Source organism: Nocardia sp. 149-1B (assembly GCF_057747975.1).
Map to the genome: position 1 here is coordinate 4,310,414 of NZ_CM173233.1, position 16,378 is coordinate 4,326,791.

The 16,378-nt window shown below is 72.1% G+C and carries 17 protein-coding genes; 5 read left to right on the forward strand and 12 right to left on the reverse strand.

What is annotated here, in order from left to right; all coding sequences use genetic code 11:
• Nucleotides 1–19: 19 nt before the first annotated feature.
• From AC3ANS_RS20565 to AC3ANS_RS20580, 4 genes are all read right to left on the reverse strand, one after another.
• Nucleotides 20–928 (reverse strand): helix-turn-helix domain-containing protein, encoded by a 909-nt coding sequence (locus tag AC3ANS_RS20565; protein WP_488293433.1) that lies wholly within the window; start codon nt 926–928, stop codon nt 20–22.
• 215 nt (nt 929–1,143) lie between these two features.
• Nucleotides 1,144–2,715 (reverse strand): 2-succinyl-5-enolpyruvyl-6-hydroxy-3-cyclohexene-1-carboxylic-acid synthase, encoded by a 1,572-nt coding sequence (gene menD / locus AC3ANS_RS20570; RefSeq protein ID WP_488293434.1) that lies wholly within the window; start codon nt 2,713–2,715, stop codon nt 1,144–1,146.
• The gene (locus AC3ANS_RS20575) at nt 2,712–3,668 is read right to left on the reverse strand and encodes an o-succinylbenzoate synthase (RefSeq protein ID WP_488293435.1); all 957 of its coding nucleotides are present in this window, start codon (nt 3,666–3,668) and stop codon (nt 2,712–2,714) included. Before AC3ANS_RS20575 ends, menD begins: the two co-directional genes overlap by 4 nt.
• On the reverse strand, nt 3,665–4,651 hold the full coding sequence (locus AC3ANS_RS20580) for an AMP-binding protein (protein WP_488293436.1): 987 nt from the start codon (nt 4,649–4,651) through the stop codon (nt 3,665–3,667). Before AC3ANS_RS20580 ends, AC3ANS_RS20575 begins: the two co-directional genes overlap by 4 nt.
• 36 nt (nt 4,652–4,687) lie before the next feature.
• On the opposite strand from AC3ANS_RS20580, the gene AC3ANS_RS20585 reads away from it, so the two are divergent.
• The 3 genes from AC3ANS_RS20585 to AC3ANS_RS20595 are packed head-to-tail and all read left to right on the forward strand — an operon-like array spanning nt 4,688 to nt 6,983.
• Nucleotides 4,688–5,935 (forward strand): MFS transporter, encoded by a 1,248-nt coding sequence (locus AC3ANS_RS20585; protein WP_488293437.1) that lies wholly within the window; start codon nt 4,688–4,690, stop codon nt 5,933–5,935.
• A gap of 10 nt (nt 5,936–5,945) precedes the next feature.
• The gene (locus AC3ANS_RS20590) at nt 5,946–6,821 is read left to right on the forward strand and encodes a 1,4-dihydroxy-2-naphthoate polyprenyltransferase (protein ID WP_488293438.1); all 876 of its coding nucleotides are present in this window, start codon (nt 5,946–5,948) and stop codon (nt 6,819–6,821) included.
• A gap of 30 nt (nt 6,822–6,851) precedes the next feature.
• Complete coding sequence (locus tag AC3ANS_RS20595; protein WP_488293439.1) at nt 6,852–6,983, forward strand: hypothetical protein; 132 nt, start codon at nt 6,852–6,854, stop codon at nt 6,981–6,983.
• A 24-nt stretch (nt 6,984–7,007) separates the two neighbouring features.
• Here the strand turns inward: AC3ANS_RS20595 and AC3ANS_RS20600 are convergent, their stop codons facing one another.
• Entirely contained in the window at nt 7,008–7,274 is a 267-nt protein-coding gene (locus tag AC3ANS_RS20600; RefSeq protein WP_488293440.1) for a DUF4229 domain-containing protein, read from the reverse strand.
• A 43-nt stretch (nt 7,275–7,317) separates the two neighbouring features.
• On the opposite strand from AC3ANS_RS20600, the gene AC3ANS_RS20605 reads away from it, so the two are divergent.
• Nucleotides 7,318–7,512 carry a hypothetical protein gene (locus tag AC3ANS_RS20605; RefSeq protein ID WP_488293441.1) on the forward strand — a complete coding sequence of 65 codons (195 nt, stop codon included), beginning with the start codon at nt 7,318–7,320 and terminating at the stop codon, nt 7,510–7,512.
• A gap of 330 nt (nt 7,513–7,842) precedes the next feature.
• Here the strand turns inward: AC3ANS_RS20605 and ccsB are convergent, their stop codons facing one another.
• Genes ccsB through hemL form a run of 6 tightly spaced genes read right to left on the reverse strand, consistent with a single transcriptional unit; the run spans nt 7,843 to nt 13,769 of the window.
• Nucleotides 7,843–8,835: a c-type cytochrome biogenesis protein CcsB gene (gene ccsB / locus AC3ANS_RS20610; RefSeq protein ID WP_488296538.1), complete on the reverse strand. Its 993-nt coding sequence runs from the start codon at nt 8,833–8,835 to the stop codon at nt 7,843–7,845.
• A gap of 5 nt (nt 8,836–8,840) precedes the next feature.
• Complete coding sequence (gene resB, locus AC3ANS_RS20615) at nt 8,841–10,427, reverse strand: cytochrome c biogenesis protein ResB (protein ID WP_488293442.1); 1,587 nt, start codon at nt 10,425–10,427, stop codon at nt 8,841–8,843.
• The gene (locus AC3ANS_RS20620; RefSeq protein ID WP_488293443.1) at nt 10,424–11,185 is read right to left on the reverse strand and encodes a cytochrome c biogenesis CcdA family protein; all 762 of its coding nucleotides are present in this window, start codon (nt 11,183–11,185) and stop codon (nt 10,424–10,426) included. Before AC3ANS_RS20620 ends, resB begins: the two co-directional genes overlap by 4 nt.
• Nucleotides 11,178–11,747 carry a TlpA disulfide reductase family protein gene (locus AC3ANS_RS20625; RefSeq protein WP_488293444.1) on the reverse strand — a complete coding sequence of 190 codons (570 nt, stop codon included), beginning with the start codon at nt 11,745–11,747 and terminating at the stop codon, nt 11,178–11,180. The genes AC3ANS_RS20620 and AC3ANS_RS20625 overlap by 8 nt, the downstream gene beginning before the upstream one ends.
• A 7-nt stretch (nt 11,748–11,754) precedes the next feature.
• Nucleotides 11,755–12,435, reverse strand: coding sequence for a histidine phosphatase family protein (locus AC3ANS_RS20630; protein ID WP_488293445.1), 681 nt, complete (start codon nt 12,433–12,435; stop codon nt 11,755–11,757).
• Nucleotides 12,436–12,446: 11 nt separating this feature from the next.
• Nucleotides 12,447–13,769: a glutamate-1-semialdehyde 2,1-aminomutase gene (hemL, locus tag AC3ANS_RS20635; RefSeq protein ID WP_488293446.1), complete on the reverse strand. Its 1,323-nt coding sequence runs from the start codon at nt 13,767–13,769 to the stop codon at nt 12,447–12,449.
• A 326-nt stretch (nt 13,770–14,095) separates the two neighbouring features.
• Here hemL and AC3ANS_RS20640 point away from each other — a divergent pair, with 326 nt between their 5' ends.
• Nucleotides 14,096–15,235 carry a lytic transglycosylase domain-containing protein gene (locus AC3ANS_RS20640; RefSeq protein ID WP_488293447.1) on the forward strand — a complete coding sequence of 380 codons (1,140 nt, stop codon included), beginning with the start codon at nt 14,096–14,098 and terminating at the stop codon, nt 15,233–15,235.
• 143 nt (nt 15,236–15,378) lie between these two features.
• Here the strand turns inward: AC3ANS_RS20640 and hemB are convergent, their stop codons facing one another.
• Complete coding sequence (gene hemB / locus AC3ANS_RS20645; protein WP_488293448.1) at nt 15,379–16,374, reverse strand: porphobilinogen synthase; 996 nt, start codon at nt 16,372–16,374, stop codon at nt 15,379–15,381.
• Nucleotides 16,375–16,378: the final 4 nt, after the last annotated feature.

Consider the following 16,378-nt stretch of genomic DNA (forward strand, 5'->3'; position numbering starts at 1 on the left):
ATTGTCACGGACGGGTGAGTCAGGCGGGTTGCGCGACCCAGAGCATCGGGTCGCCCCAGCCCAGCTCGTCCGCGCCGTGCCGGCCCAGCGCGAGCACCACGAGCGTGCGGCGATGGGCCGCGAACGTGAGGACGTGGGCGATCATCCCGCCGTACGTGAACACCTCGGCGGGCTCGCACAGTGCGTCCACGAACGTGTCGTCGAGTCGGCCCGCGTCAACGACCTCGCGGACGTGAGTGAGGTACGTCGGGGCCTCGACGGCCAAGCGCTCGCGCAGGGAGGCCAGCGTCTCGTGCTCCTCCACCGACCAGTCGTAGTCGCGGGTGGCGAGCGCGGCGTTCCACATGCCCATCTGTCCGACGAGCCGGGACAGCAGGGAGCGGATGGTCTGCCGGTCCTCGTCGACGTCGAGCTCGATCACCTCGTCGAGCTGCTCGTCGCTCAGGCGTCCGGCGACGCGGATCATCTCGCCGGTCAGCCACACGTGGTGCTCGACCATCTTCGTCAGCAGGTCCATCGCGGTCACCGTCTCTCGTGCGGGCAGCCGGAGGCTGCCGGGTGGGTGGAAGTGGACGCCGCTGGGCGCGGCGATCCGGATCTGGCCGGGCCTGCGACGCCACGTCGCCGGTGGGACGCCGTACGCCCGCGCGAACGCCCGGGTGAACGCCTCGTGCGAGCCGTAGCCCGCCTCGACCGCGATGTCGATCAGCGGTGCCGTGGTGGTCACCATCCGGTAGGCGGCGCGCTCGAGCAGCACCCGGCGTCGCAGCGCCTGGGGCGGCTCGCCAGCCACCGACCGGATCATCCGGTCGAGGTGGTAGCGGGAGAAGTGCAGCCGCGCGGCCCGTTCTTCGGCACTGAGCTCGTGGTCGTCCAGGGCCTCGGCGAGCTGGTCCACGAACTGGGCGAACGTGTCGGTGGCGGGCATGAGTCGATCATCGGCCAGGACGGGTCCGGCGTTCTTGATCCAGGTTGCGCGATCTGCCCGCGGTCCGTGCAAGACGCACCGACTCGACCCCTCGCAGCGGGCAAGACGCGCCGACTCGACCCCTCCCCGCCTACCGCAACCACGACGTCGAAACAACAGGCCCCAGAGCGACCACCGCGGCCGGCGTGGCGGCGCAGCCGACACGCCAGACGCGGTCAGGGACGCAGTGCCCGGATCCGGAGGTCGAGGTCGCGGCGGTTGTCGCGGCGTACGACGGCCTCGATGACCTCGATGCCGCCCGCGGGCGAGGCGAGGGCGTGCTCGAGCTCGGCCAGCGAGTCGACCCGCCAGTGCGGCGTGCGGGTCGCGGCGCAGAGGCTGGCCAGGTCGACGTGGTGCGGGGTGCCGAAGAGCCGGTCGTACTGATCGGAGTAGTCGGCCGCACCCTGCTCCAGCATCGCGAAGATCGACCCGCCGTCGTCGTTGACGACCACGATCGTGAGATCGGGGACCGCCTCGCCGGGGCCGATCACCAGCCCGCCCGCGTCGTGGAGGAACGTCACGTCACCCATGAGCGCGAGCGCCCGGGTGCTGCGCGGCCGGCCGAGGGCGGCCCCGACCGCCGTCGAGATCGTGCCGTCGATGCCGGCGAGTCCGCGGTTGGCGACGACCTTGCGCCGCGCGCCCACGTCGTAGCGGGGCACCATCAGGTCGAGGTCGCGGATCGGGCTGGACGCACCGACCACCAGCAGACCCCCGGCCGGAAGGGCGCGTGCGACGGCGCCGGCGACCTCGTGCGGCGTCAGCTCGGGCTCGGCCGCGAGCAGCGCGTCGAGCTGGGCGGACACCGACCGGTCGGCCGCCCGCCACTCCTCGAGCCATGCGGGGTCGGCCGCACCCTCGACCACCGCTCCGCCGACCACCCGGGACGTGACCGGGAACGGCCGCTCGCTCCAGACGCCCCACGACCCCAGGTCGACGACCTCCACGTCGTCTCGCGCCAGCAACCGGCTCACCGGACGCGACAATGTCGGGTGGCCGCCGACCAGGACCCGCTCGACGCGGTCGCCGAGGTCGCCGTCGAGGAGCAACCGGTAGGTCCGGATCGCGTGGTCGCCGGTCCGTGAGCCACTCGAGGGCTCCGCGAGCAGCGGGAAGTCGGCCTGCTCCGCGAGCACCCGCACGCGTGGGCCGGCGTCGTCGCCGGCGATGACGACCGTGCGTGGCCCCGACGGCAGGAGGGTAAGCGAGGCAGGCACTGCCCAGCCCGGGGGCTCGCCGGGCACCACGTCGGGCACCCACCGGTCCGCGGGGACGAGCGGCTCCTCGAGCGGCACATTGAGGTGGACGGGGCCCGCGGCCATGAGGTCGAACGGCCCGGTGGCGTCCTGGGTCACGACCAGCGGTCCGAAGATGCCCACCTGGTCCGTGGTCTGGTTGGCGCCGGTGCCACGCAGGCGGGCCGGCCGGTCCGCGGTCACCACGACCAGGTCGAGGCCCGTGTGGGCGGCCTCGAGCACGGCCGGGTGCAGGTTGGCGACCGCCGTGCCGGAGGTGCAGACGACGGCGGCGCGGTTGCCGTTCTTGGTGAGTCCGAGGGCGAGGAACCCGGCGCTGCGCTCGTCGATGCGGGTGTGCAGGCGGACCAGTCCCGCCGTGGCGGCGTCGAACGCCGCGAACGAGAGCGGCGCGTTGCGCGAGCCCGGAGCGACCACGACCTCGGTCACGCCGGCCTCGATCAGCGCGGTCAGGACCCGACGGGCGGTGTCGGTGGCGGAGGTGGTCACGAGCGACGATCCTCCCGCAGCGCCCGCACCTCGGCCAGCCGGGCCTCCCAATGGGCGACGCGGTCGGGCTCGGCGCGCACGAGGGAGTCGTCGACCTGCGGCACCCGCACCGGCAGCTCGCCGTCGACCGGCAGCAGCGACTCGGTGACGACGTCGGCGGCCAGCAGCTGCACGGTCGCCAGTCCGCAGGCATAGGGCAGCTCGGGCAGGGCGGCGGCCAGCGCCACGCCGGCGGCGATGCCGACGCTGGTCTCCAGCGCGGACGAGACCACGACCGGCAGGCCGATGTCCTCGGCGATCCGCAGGCAGGCCCGCACCCCGCCCAGCGGCTGCACCTTGAGCACGGCCACGTCCGCGGCCTCCAGGTCGCGCACCCGGTAGGGATCGGCGGCCCGCCGGATCGACTCGTCAGCCGCGATCGGCACCTCGACGCGGCGGCGTACGGCGGCGAGGTCCTCGACGCTCGCGCAGGGCTGCTCGACGTACTCCAGCCCGCCGGCCGCGCGGTCGAGCACCGGGATCGCGGCGACCGCGGTGTCGAGGTCCCACAGCCCGTTGACGTCGATGCGCACCCGACCGTCCGGGCCGAGGGCGTCGCGCACCGCCTCGAGCCTGGCCTGGTCGTCGGCGAGGGTCTGACCGGGTTCGGCGACCTTGACCTTCGCGGTCCGGCACCCCCCGGCGAGAACGATCGTGTGGGCCTGGTCGGGCCCAACCGCGGGCACGGTGACGTTGACCGGCACCCGGTCGCGCACGGGTGCGGGCCAGTCACCGGCAGCGGCCTCCTCGGCGCAGCGCAGCCAGGGCTCGGCGACCGCGGCGTCGTACTCCAGGAAGGGGCTCCACTCGCCCCAGCCCTGCCCCCCAGATCCGGCAGGGCCGCGCAGCAGCACGCCCTCGCGGACGGTGATGCCGCGGAAGCGGGTGCGCATCGGCAGGCTGTAGACGATCACGCGAGCCCCCTCATCGTGAGCCGGTCCGGCTTGCCGTTGGCCAGCAGCGGGATCGCGTCCACCCGCACCAGCTGACGAGGCGCCCAGGAGCGCGGGTGCACCTCGGCGACCCAGTCCCGCGCCGCGTCGAGGGAGACGGTGCCGACGACGAACGCCACCACCCGGTTGCCCCACTCCTCGTCCGGCACCCCGAGCACCTCCGCCGCGGTGACATCGGGGTGCTCGCGCAGCCGGGCGGCTACGGCGGCGGCCGGCACGTTGACGCCGCCGGTGACCACTATGTCGTCGAGCCTCCCGAGCACCTGGAGCCGCCCGTCCTCGTCGAGGCGTCCTGCGTCGGCGGTGCGGAACCACCCGTCGGCGAGCACCTCCGCGGTCAGGCCCGGGTCGCCGTCGTACCCGTCGAAGAGCGTGGGCCCCGCGATCCGGATCCGCCCGTCGGCGCCGATCGCCACGGCGACGCCGTCGAGGGCGTAGCCGTCGTAGACACAGCCGCCGGCGGTCTCCGCGGAGCCGTACGTCGCGACCACGCGGACGCCCTCGTCGGCGGCCCGTCTGCGCAGGGCCGGGTCGATCGGCCCCCCGCCCAGCAGCACCGTGTGGAACGCGCGCAGGCTCCTGACGTCGGTCTCGAGCAACCGGTGCAGCTGCGTGGGCACGAGCGAGACGAAGCGATCGCCATCGCCCATCGCCGCGGTCGCGGCCGCGAACGATCCGTGGTCGTCCAGCAGCACCGGCTCGTGGCCCGCGACCAGCGACCGGCAGACCACCTGGAGCCCGGCGACGTACGACGCGGGCAGCGCGAGCAGCCACTGCCCCGACCCGCCCAGGCGGGCGGCCGAGGCGCGCACCGACGCGAGCACCGCGGCCCGGGAGAGCAGGACCCGCTTGGGTGTCCCGGTCGAACCGGAGGTCTCCACGACCCACGGTGCCGGGTCCTCGGCCGCCAGCCACTCCTCGACCGGACGCACCGCGGAAATCACGCGACGACAGTATCCGTGCGTGGTGGGATGGCCATCGTGCCCTCCCGCCTGGAGCGGTTCCTGCCGCCGACCCCGCTGGCACGTCGCCTCTCGTTGCAGTCGGTGCTGTTCGCGACCGGCGAGGGCGCCTTCATCACCGGCAGCGCGGTGTTCTTCACCCAGATCGTCGGGCTCAGCGCGGCCCAGGTCGGGCTCGGGCTCACGATCGCGGGCGGGGTGTCGTTCCTGTTCGCCGTACCGCTCGGCAAGCTCGCCGACCGGATCGGGCCGAAGCGGCAGTGGGCGCTCGGCGCGTTCTCGGCGGCTGCGTTGTACCTGCTGTGGCCGTTCATCTCCGGGTTCGCGGCGTACGTCGCGATGGTGGTCGTCCTCGAGCTCGTCAACAACGCGGGCTGGTCGGGGCGAGGCGCCTACACGCTGGATGTGTTTCCGCACGAGGAGCGGGTCCGGTCGCTGGCGTTCATGCGCGCGGCCCTCAACATCGGCTTCACGTTCGGCGCGCTGCTCGGCGGACTGGCGCTGGCCTTCGACAGCAACACGATGGTCCGGGCGGTCCCCTGGCTCACCGCGGTCGTGCTGCTGCTCAACGCGCTCTTCATCACCCGACTGCCCGATGCGGCCCACGACCGGGGCGCGCTCGGCGAGGAGGCCGAGAAGGCGCTGTCCGGCGGAGCGTTGCGCAACCGGGGGTTCGTGCTGCTGAACGTCTTCGACGGGGTGCTCAGCAACAACCAGGTGCTGCTCAACATCGTGATCCCGCTGTGGCTGGTGCAGGAGACCGACGCGCCGCGGGTGCTGCTCGCCTGGCTGTTCGGGACGAACACCGTGCTGGCCGTGCTGCTGCAGGTGCCTGCGTCCCGGGGCGTCAACTCGGTCGCCACGTCGCTGCGAGCGGCCCGGATCAGCGCGGCGTTCTTCGTGCTCTCCTGCCTGATCGTCCTGGTCACCCACGACACGCTGGGCTGGACCACGATCGCCCTGGTCTGGCTCGGGCACGTGACGGTCACCGGCGCCGAGCTCTTCCAGTCCGCGGGCCGCTGGGGATTCCTGTCCGAGCTCTCCGACCCGGCCCGGCGCGGGGAGTACCAGGGGGCAGCGAAGCTCGGCGAGACCTTGGGTCAGGTGTGGGCTCCGGCGGCGTTCACGTTCCTCGCGTTGGAGTGGGGCACGACCGGCTGGCTGCTGATCGCGGCGGTCGTGGTGATCGCGACCGTGGCGATGCACCCGGCCGCGCGGGCGGCCGAGCGGCACCTCGCGCCCGTCCCCGACCGCGCGGCTGCTTGAATCTCCCTTCGTGGCAACTCCCGATCAGTGGCTCGCCGGCGCGCGACCCCGCACCCTGCCCGCGGCCGTCTCACCCGTGCTCGCCGGCACCGGCGTCGCGGCGTACGTCGACGGGTTCGTGTGGTGGAAGGCGCTGCTCGCCCTCGTGGTCGCCCTCGCGCTGCAGGTCGCGGTCAACTACGCCAACGACTACTCCGACGGCATCCGCGGCACCGACGCCGACCGGGTCGGCCCGATGCGCCTCGTGGGCTCGGGTGCGGCCGCTCCCGCGGCGGTCAAGCGGGCGGCGTTCCTGGCGTTCGGTGTGGCCGGGGTCGCGGGTCTGGTGCTGGCCGCGACGACCGCGTGGTGGCTGGTGGCGGTCGGCGTCGTCTGCGTGCTGGCGGCGTGGTTCTACACCGGCGGCTCGAAGCCCTACGGCTACCTCGGCCTGGGCGAGGTCATGGTGTTCGTCTTCTTCGGGCTCGTCGCGGTGGTCGGCACGACCTACGTGCAGACGGAGACCTGGGAGTGGGCGGCTCTCTACGCCGCGGTCGGCGTCGGGGCACTTGCCTGCGCGATCCTCGTGGCCAACAACCTGCGCGACATCCCCACCGACACGGTCTCGGGGAAGCGGACGCTGGCCGTGGTCCTGGGCGACCGGCGCACCCGGGTGCTCTACGTGCTGCTGGTGGCGCTCGCCGCGGTTGCGGTCGCCGCCGTCGCCGTCGCGACCTCGTGGTGGGCCCTGATCGGGCTCGGGTTCCTCGTGCTGGCCGTGCCCGCGGGTCGCACGGTGCTGGGCGGGGCGACGGGTCCCGGGCTGATCCCGGTGTTGCAGAGCACCGGGCTCGCCGAGCTGGCCTGGGCGGCCTGCGTCGCGGTCGCGCTCTCGCTCGCGGGCTGACAGCGCCCGGCCCCGGCGTACGCTGGCGACATGATCTGGATCATCCTGCTGCTCGTCGTGGTGGCCATCGCGGCCTACCGCTTCCGGGTGCCGCTGCTGGCCAAGATCCTCGGTCAGCCGCAGAGCCGCATCGAGCGACGGCTCAACCGCCCCAAGCACTGACCGGCCGCGGACGGCCGGGACGCCTCACGCGTCGTCGGCGTCCTCCTTGGCGCGCATCTCCTCGATCTTGGCGGTCATCCGCTCGGCTCGGGTCTCGACCCGGCGCGCGAACGCGTCGCGGGGGCCGTTGAGCAGGAAGTAGGAGCCGAACCCGCTGACCACGAAGGCCAGCACGATCGCCCACAGGATCGGCACCGAGTCGGCCACCAGCAGCCACACCCCGACGATGAGCCCGAGCGACCCGATGAAGAGCAGCAACCGCAGGCCGGTGTAGATCCAGAACTCCTTCACGGATCCAGCGTAGGCGTGACCAACCACCGCCTACCCTGGAGGGGTGCTCAAGCTCCTGCTGATCGTGATCCTGATCGCGATCGCCGTGTACTACACCGTGCGGGTGATCCAGCGCCGCGGCATTGCTCCTGCCCCGCGCCGTCAGCAGCCTCCGCCGCGAGTCATGGGCCCCGACGACGACCCCGACTTCCTGCGCGACCTCGACCGCAAGCGCCGCCAGCCCGAGGACCCGGAGTAGGTCCCCGGCGCGAGGCGTCGGGGCGCGCTCCGGACAGGAGTCGAGGCGGCTTGCGCCGACTCGGCGATCACCCCAAGGCCGGCAAGCGAGAGGCGGCCCCGACCTCGGCGGGTTGCCGGCGTGCAGACGCGCCGACTCGCCACCCCACAGCGTGCAGACGCGCCGACTCGGCACCCCACAGCGTGCAGACGCGCCGACTCGCCACCCCACAGCGTGCAGACGCGCCGACTCGCCACCCCACAGCGTGCAGACGCGCCGACTCGCCACCCCACAGCGTGCAGACGCGCCGACTCGGCGCCCTTCAGCGGGCAGTTGGCGCCGACTCGATGGCTAGCGCTGGAGGCTCTCACCGGTCACGAACGCCGGCGCGCCGCTGGCGTAGGAATGCTGGCTGGTGGTCGAGAAGTAGTTGATCCCGATGAAGTTGAACCACAGCGTGCCGACGCCGACCAGGGCGAGGATCGCGGCGTTGCGGCCCTTCCAGCCGGCGGTGGTGCGCGCGTGGAGGTACGCCGCGTAGACCACCCACGTGATGAACGCCCACACCTCCTTGGGGTCCCAGTTCCAGTACGACGACCAGGCCTGGTGTGCCCAGATCGGGCCGGTGATCAGCACGGCGAAGGTCCACACCGGGAACCCGAACGCGTGCAGCCGGTAGGACACCCGGTCGAGCACCTCGGGCTTGGGCAGCCGGGCGACGTAGCCGGAGTCCCGCTCGGGCGCCCGCTCCTTGACCAGGTAGAGCGCGGAGGTGATGCCGCCGAGCGTGAACGCGCCGGTGGCGATGATCGCGGAGACCACGTGGATCACCAGCCAGTACGACGACAGCGCCTCGGTGAGCGGGGCGACCGGGGAGTACAGCCAGATGACGGCCACCATGAGCACGGTGAGCACGAACGCGAGCACGATCGGCGCCATCCACGCCAGCCGCATCCGTGCGTAGAGCGCGACGTACAGTGCGGCCACGACGAAGGTGCCGGTCAGGGTGAACTCGTACATGTTCCCCCACGGCACCCGGTTGGGGTCCGCGGCCATGCCGCGACCGACGAGGCCCACGAGGTGGACCAGGACGGCGAGTCCGGTGAGCAGGTAGCCCAGCCGTCCGAGGAACTCCGAACGTCGCAGCTGCCCGTCCTCCTCCTCACCCGGACCGGTCGCGAGCGCGACGCCGCCGGGGATGTCGAGGGACGCCACGGACGCGGCGCCGACGGCGACCGGGACCTTGCGCAGCGAGGCCCACTCGGCGAGGTGGACCAGCAGCGCGAGGAAGTAGACGGTCCCGCAGGCCGCGACCGCCCAGTTGCTCAGGCTCTCCCACTGCACGTCGGTCAACGCTTCTCCTCCGGTTGCTGCTGCAGGACCTTCACGAGCTCGTCCACCAGGGCCGCGACGTCGCCGCCACCGGACCGGTCGAGCGCGGCCACCTCGACCAGTGTGCCGTCCTCGCCATGACGAGCGCGAACCCAGACACGTCGTGGACGGATGAACAGCGACCCGAGCAGGCCGATCAGCGCCAGCACCACCCCGCCGAGGGCAAGCCACTTGCCGGGGGTCTGGCTGATCTGGATCTTGTTCCACTGCTCCAGGCCGTCGAAGCTGACCGTGCCGAGCCCGTTCGGCAGGACGACCTTCTGCCCGGGGCGCAGGTCGATGCGGTACGGCGCGCCGTTGGCCTTCTTCAGCATCGTCATCTTGCTCTTGTCGAGGGCGTAGATCGACTGTGCGGCGCCGTTGTCGAGTCCGAGATCGCCGGTGTAGACGAGCATCGACACCATCGGGTCCGCCGGCTTGCTCAGCACGGAGAAGTAGCTTCCGGTCTGCTTCGAGAACGCGACGGTCGGGTAGAACTCGCCCTCCAGGCCGATCTGGGTGGGCTTCGCGTCGGGTGCCTTGACCACGCCGATCGACTGGAGGGTCTGGTCGGTGGGCAGGAACACCGTCGGCCCGGTGGTGACGACCTGGCCCTTGCCGTCGCGGATCGTGATCACCGGCGCGTAGCCGTGGCCGATCAGGAAGACCTCGGTGCTCCCGATGCTCAGCGGGTGGTTGACCTTGAGGTCGTAGGACTTCTCGGGCGCGTCGAGCGAGGATCGGTAGGTCAGCTGCGACTGGAAGCCCCGCGACATCCCCGCACGCGGGCCGTCGGGGTAGACGTCCCAGGAGAAGTCGTCGATCGAGAACGTGAACGGCTCCATGCGGTCGGCGCTGAAGAGGCTGCCCGGGTTGAACTGGTCGTACTGGTCCGGGGTGTTGGAGAAGCCGTACTTGTCGCCGACAAGCAGGATCACCCCGCCCTTGTAGCCGAGCAGGCCGCCCATCGCGAACCCCACGAGCACCACGACGACCGCGAGGTGGAAGACCAGGTTGCCGGCCTCGCGTAGGTAGCCGCGCTCGGCCGAGACCGCGTCCCCCTCGACCGTGAGCCGGTAGCGGCGCCGCCGGAGCACGGCCTCGGCGCGTTGCAGGACCGCGCTCGGCTCCGCCTCGGTGGGGTACGTCGCGTGGTCGGGCAGCCGGGTGAGGTTGCGGGGCGCGGTCGGAGGCTTGGCCCAGATGCCGCGCCAGTAGTGCCAGGTGCGGGGCACGATGCAGCCGACGAGCGAGACCATCAGCAGCAGGTAGATCGCGGAGAACCACGGGGAGTCGTAGACCGAGAAGAGGCCGAGCCGGTCGTAGATCGGCGTGAGCTTGGTGTGGTCGGCCTGCCAGTTGGAGGTCTTGAGGGAGTCGACCCCCTCCTGCGGGATGATCGACCCCGGCACGGCCGCCAGCGCGAGCAGCAGCAGCAGGATCAGCGCGGTGCGCATCGAGGTCAGCTGGCGCCACACCCAGCGCAACAGCTCGCGGAAGTTGAGCTCGCCGGGACGCCGGTCGTCCTCGGGTGGCCGGGTGGAGAGCGAGGTCCGGGTGCTCATAGAGCCGTCTCCGAGGAGTTGACGAGGTGGATCTGCAGCCAGGTCACAGCCTGGTCCCACCAGCCGGTCAGGAGGAGCACGCCGACGGCGACGAGCATCAGTCCGCCGGCGCGCATCACCCAGGCCTGGTGGCGGCGTACCCACCCGACGGCGGAGAGCGCCTTCTCGTAGGCGAGGCCGGCGAGGATGAACGGGATGCCGAGCCCCAGGGCGTAGATGCCCGCCAGGAACGCACCCCGGCCGACCGTCGACTCGGTGATGGAGAGCGTGAGGATCGCGCCCAGCGTCGGCCCGGTGCACGGAGCCCAGCCCAGGCCGAACAAGAACCCGAGCAGCGGCGCAGCGCCCAGGCCGACCGCGGGTACCTGGTGGATGCGCCAGTCACGCTGCATCATCGGGACCCAGCCGGCGAACGCCAGCCCGAGCACCACCATCACGACACCCAGGACGACCGTCAGCCGGCTCTCCCACTCCACGAGCCACGAGCCGAGGGCGCCGGAGGCCGATCCGAGGATCACGAAGACCGTCGCGAAACCCAGCACGAACAGGACGGACCCGAGCAGCATGCGGCCGCGGCGGGTGCCGGCGACGCCGTTGGCCAGGTCGGCCCCCGAGAGACCGGTGGCGTAGGAGAGGTAGCCGGGCAGCAGCGGGAGCACGCACGGGGAGAAGAACGAGACGAGCCCGGCGACCAGCGCCACGGGTACGGCGAGGACCAGTGAGCCGGAGAACGCCGTCTCGCGGAACCAGTCACCCATCGGTGGTCTCCTTGGCGACCTCGTCCACCACGTCGACCAGGGTCTGCTTCGAGGGGATCGCCCCCGAGATCACCGCAGCCACCCGGCCCTCGGCGTCCAGCACGACCGTGGCCGGCAGGGCCACCATCGGGACCTGGTGGGCGAAGGCGAGCATCGTCGTGCCCTTGACGTCCCAGATCGAGGGGTAGTCGGCCCCGACTCCGCGCATGAACGCGAGCCCCTGCTCGGCGCTGGGGTCGCGGATGTTGACACCGAGGAAGGCCGCTTCGGACGACAGCTGCTTCGACGCGTCGGCGAGCATCGGCATCTCCGCGCGGCACGGACCGCAGCCCGACCACCACTTGTTCACCACGAGGACCTTGCCGCGGTAGTCGTCGGAGGTGACCTGCTCCCCGGTGAGGGTCTCGCCCGAGAAGTCGATGGGGTCACCGCGGTCGGCGGCGTCGATGATCCGCACGCTCCCGTCGTCGCTGATCCAGCCCTTGTCGCCGGTGGACCCCAGCGACGTACAGCCCGTCAGCGACAGCACGCCGACGAGGAGCGTGCCGAGGATCAGCCTCATCCGCACGTCAGGGCCTGCGCTGCTCGGGGGCTCCGCCGGCCGAGAACGGCGCCGACTTGTCCTTCACCGGGATCAGGTCGCCCGCGGGCTCGGAGTAGCTCACCTGGGCGAGCCGGTCGCCGACGAAGTGGAACGAGGTGAGCGAGCAGAGCGTGCACTGGCGCTTGCGCGGGTCGTGGAGGAACGAGCGCTTCTCCGCGGCGAGCCGGGTGATCCAGATCGGCAGCTGGTGGGAGACGACCACGGCCTCGTGGCCACGGGCCGCCTCGCGGGCATCGTGGACGGCGGCCATCATCCGGGCCACGACCTGCTTGTAGGGCTCGCCCCACGAGGGCCGCAGCGGGTTCCAGAGCATCGCCCAGGTGCGCGGGTCACGCAGGGCGTTCTCACCGCCCGCGAAGCGCTTGCCCTCGAACTTGTTCGTCGACTCGATGACGCGCTCGTCGATGAGGACGTCGAGCCCGCGTGCGGTGGCGAGGGGCCGGATCGTCTCCTGGGCCCGCTCGAGCGGCGAGGACCGCAGGTGCACGATGTCGCGGTCCTGGATCGTGGCGGCGACCCTCTCGGCCATCTGCACGCCGAGGTCGGAGAGGTGGAAGCCGTCGCGGCGTCCGTAGAGGACGCCCTCGGGGTTGTACACCTCGCCGTGGCGCAGCAGGTGGACGATCGTGTCGGGTGTCTGACTCACGGGAGGGGCTCCTACTGCTGGGCCGCGGCCGCGGCATGGGCGGCGGCGGGCAGGGCGTCGAGCACGGTCTGCACCGCGCGGTCGTCATGGGCGGAGGAGAGGAACCACGCCTCGTAGGCCGACGGCGGGAGGTAGACCCCCTGGTCGAGCATCGCGTGGAAGAACGCGGCGTACGCCGTGCCGTCGGTGAGGGAGGCGTCCTCGAAGTCGCGGACCGGTCCCCCGGCGAAGAACACCGAGAACATCGTGCCGGCGGACTGCACAACGTGCTCGACGCCGGCCTTGCTGAGCGCGTCCGAGGCCGCGGTCTTGATCGTGTCGGCGGCGACGCCGATGTGGGCGTAGACCTCGTCGGTCGCCAGCCGCAGGGTGGCCAGGCCGGCGGTGGTGGCGATCGGGTTGCCCGACAGCGTGCCGGCTTGGTAGACGGGCCCTTCCGGTGCGAGCCGCGACATCACGTCGGCGCGGCCACCGAACGCCGCGGCCGGGAAGCCGCCACCCATCACCTTGCCGAACGTCATCAGGTCGGGTCGCCAGCCCTCTGCGGCACCGTCGAGGCCCCAGTGTCCCTGGGCGGAGGCGCGGAACCCGGTCATCACCTCGTCGCTGACGAACAGCGCACCGTGGCGCGTGCAGGTCTCGGCGAGGAAGGCGTTGAACCCGGGCTGCGGGGGGACGACGCCCATGTTGCCCGGGGCGGCCTCGGTGATCAGGCAGGCGATCCGGTCGCCGTGCTCGGCGAAGACCTTCTCGACCGCCGCGCGGTCGTTGTAGGGCAGCACCAGCGTCAGCGCGGTCGAGGACTCGGGGACCCCGGGGGTGCCCGGCACCGCGAACGTCGCGAGGCCCGAGCCGGCCGACGCGAGCAGCGAGTCGACGTGCCCGTGGTAGCAGCCGGCGAACTTCACGACCACGTCGCGGCCGGTGAAGCCGCGGGCCAGCCGGATCGCCGACATCGTGGCCTCGGTGCCCGAGGAGACGAACCGGACCCGGTCGACCGGCGTGCGCGCGACGATCTCCTCGGCCAGCTCGACCTCGGGCTCCGTGGGGGCGCCGTACGACGTGCCGCGGGCGACCGCGGCGGTGACGGCGGCCAGCACCTCGGGGTGGGCGTGGCCGAGCAGCATCGGTCCCCACGAGCAGATCAGGTCGACGTACTGGTTGCCGTCGACGTCGGTGAGCCACGCGCCGCTGGCCGAGCGGATGAACCGCGGGGTGCCACCGACCGCGTTGAAGGCCCGGACCGGTGAGTTCACGCCTCCCGGCGTCACCGCCCGGGCACGCTCGAAGAGCCTGCTGGACGCGGTGGTGGGGAGCGGGTCGCCGACGGTCACCGGGTCATTGTCCCCGAGACCGCCAACCGCCCCGCGCCGAGGTCCGCCACCGCGGGAACGGTCGCGTGACGCGGGTCACCAAGATCGCAGGAACGTGTTTCACCGTCATGGCCCGGGGGAATGACCGTTTCCACGGGGAACGGCACGGCGCCGGGGGGACGACGTACCGTAACTGTGTGTGACGCCACTCGTTGGAGGGGACACCGCGGGCGCTTGAGGGAGCACCGGGCGAGGGAAACAGGGAGAGAACCACGATGCCGACTTTCCTGTCGACGAACAGGACGACTTCCGGGTCCACGGCGCGTCTCGGACGCGCCCAGAAGGCCATGGCGCTGGTGCCGCTGGCGCTGCTGTCCGCCGCCTGGACCGCCAGCATCGCCGGCGTCGGCGCGAGCACCGCGACCGCGAGCGCCGAGACCCAGCCCGACGCGACGCTCCCCGACGGGTCCAGCGTCCCGACGCAGGTCATCACGGCCCCGGCCAGCGTCTCGACCGCCGGCGGCGTGGCGCCGGGCATCCACGGCAACGTCCAGCAGGTCGTCTCGACGGCCTCGACCTCCGGCATCCCGTCCGCCGCCCTGGCGGCCTACCAGCGCGCCGAGACCGTCATCAACGCCGCCGACAAGAGCTGCCACCTCTCCTGGCAGCTGATCGCGGCCATCGGGCGGGTCGAGTCCGACCACGGCCGCACCAACGGCAACACCCTGGACGCCCAGGGCGTCGCGCGGCCCGGCATCTACGGCCCGGCCCTCGACGGCACCCACGGCACCAGCAAGGTCGCCGACACCGACGCGGGTCAGTACGACGCCGACGCACGGTTCGACCGGGCCATCGGCCCGATGCAGTTCATCCCCTCGACCTGGTCGGTCGTCGGGGTCGACGCCGACGGTGACGGCCAGCGCAACCCCCAGGACATCAACGACGCGGCGCTCGCCACCGCCGTCTACCTCTGCTCCGGCAACGACGACCTGTCCACCTCGGCCGGCCAGCGAGGCGCGGTCTACCGCTACAACCACAGCTCGTCGTACGTCGACCTCGTCTTGTCGATCATGAACGCCTACCTCGACGGTGAGTTCACCTCGGTGCCCAACGGCACCACCTCGGCCGGCTACCTCGTGCCCGCGCAGTCCCAGCCCGTCAAGAGCGGGCCCACCAAGCACCACGGACACCCCCACGCGACCCAGACCTCCGGTCCCGGCGAGCCCACGCCGCAGCCCACCGAGCAGCCCTCCACGCAGCCGACCCAGCCCGCCAACCCGGGCGTGCCCACCGGCGGTGGCGGCGGTGGCGGCATCCACCTGCCGGTCCCGAGCCTGCCTCCGCTGCCCTCGACCTCGATCCCCCCGGTCGACGCGATCCTGTCCCAGGCCCAGGCGATCGTGCAGTGCACGCTCGAGGGCTACATCGACAACATCCTCAAGAGCGACGACCCGTTCGACAAGTGCGTCTACGCCTACACGCACTAGGTGAGCGCGTGAGCCCGAGCTTGCTCGGGCTCACGATCGGCGCCAGGTCGAGGAGCCGCGCGAGCGAGGAACGAGCTCGCGACCGGCGTCTCGAGACCCAGTGAGATTCCCGTGGCCTCCATAGCTCAACGCTGCCGGGAAGCTCAGCGCGCCAGGATCCGCGCGACCTCGGCGGCCCAGTACGTCAGCACGATGTCGGCGCCGGCCCGGCGGATCGAGATGAGCGTCTCGAGGATGGCCGCCTCGCGGTCGATCCAGCCGTTCGCGGCGGCGGCCTCGAGCATCGCGTACTCGCCGGAGATGTTGTACGCCGCGACCGGAACGTCGACGGCGTCACGGACCTGCCGCAGCACGTCGAGGTAGGCGAGGGCGGGCTTGACCATCACGATGTCCGCGCCCTGCTCCACGTCGAGCAGTGCCTCGCGGACGCCCTCGCGGCCGTTGGCGGGGTCCTGCTGGTAGGTCCGGCGATCACCCTGGAGCGAGGAGTCGACGGCCTCGCGGAACGGGCCGAAGAACGCGGAGGCGTACTTCGCGGAGTAGGCGAGGATCGAGACGTCGGTGTGGTCGCCGGCGTCCAGCGCCTGGCGGACCACCGCGACCTGGCCGTCCATCATGCCGCTCGGACCGACCATGTCGACACCCGCGTCGGCCTGGGCGAGCGCCATCTCGGCGTACAGGCCCAGGGTCCGGTCGTTGTCGACCCGCCCGTCGGGGGTCAGCACCCCGCAGTGGCCGTGGTCGGTGAACTCGTCGAGGCACAGGTCGCTCATCACGGTCAGCGCGTCGCCGACCTCGCCGACGACGTCGGCGATCGCGAGGTTGAGGATGCCGCCCGGGTCGATCGCGCCGGACCCGGTCGCGTCCTTGGTCTCAGGGATGCCGAAGAGCATCACGCCGCCCAGACCCAGCTCGGCAGCCTCGGACACGGCGGCGCGGAGCGAGGACCGGCTGTGCTGGACCACGCCGGGCATCGACGAGATGGGCCGCGGCTCGTCGAGGCCTTCGCGGACGAACACCGGCAGCACCAGCTGACGAGCCTCGAGCGAGGTCTCGGCGACCATCCGCCGCAGCGCGGCCGTGGTCCGCAGCCGGCGGGGCCGGATGGTCGGACCGGACGGCCGCGGCGCGTCAGTCATCGCT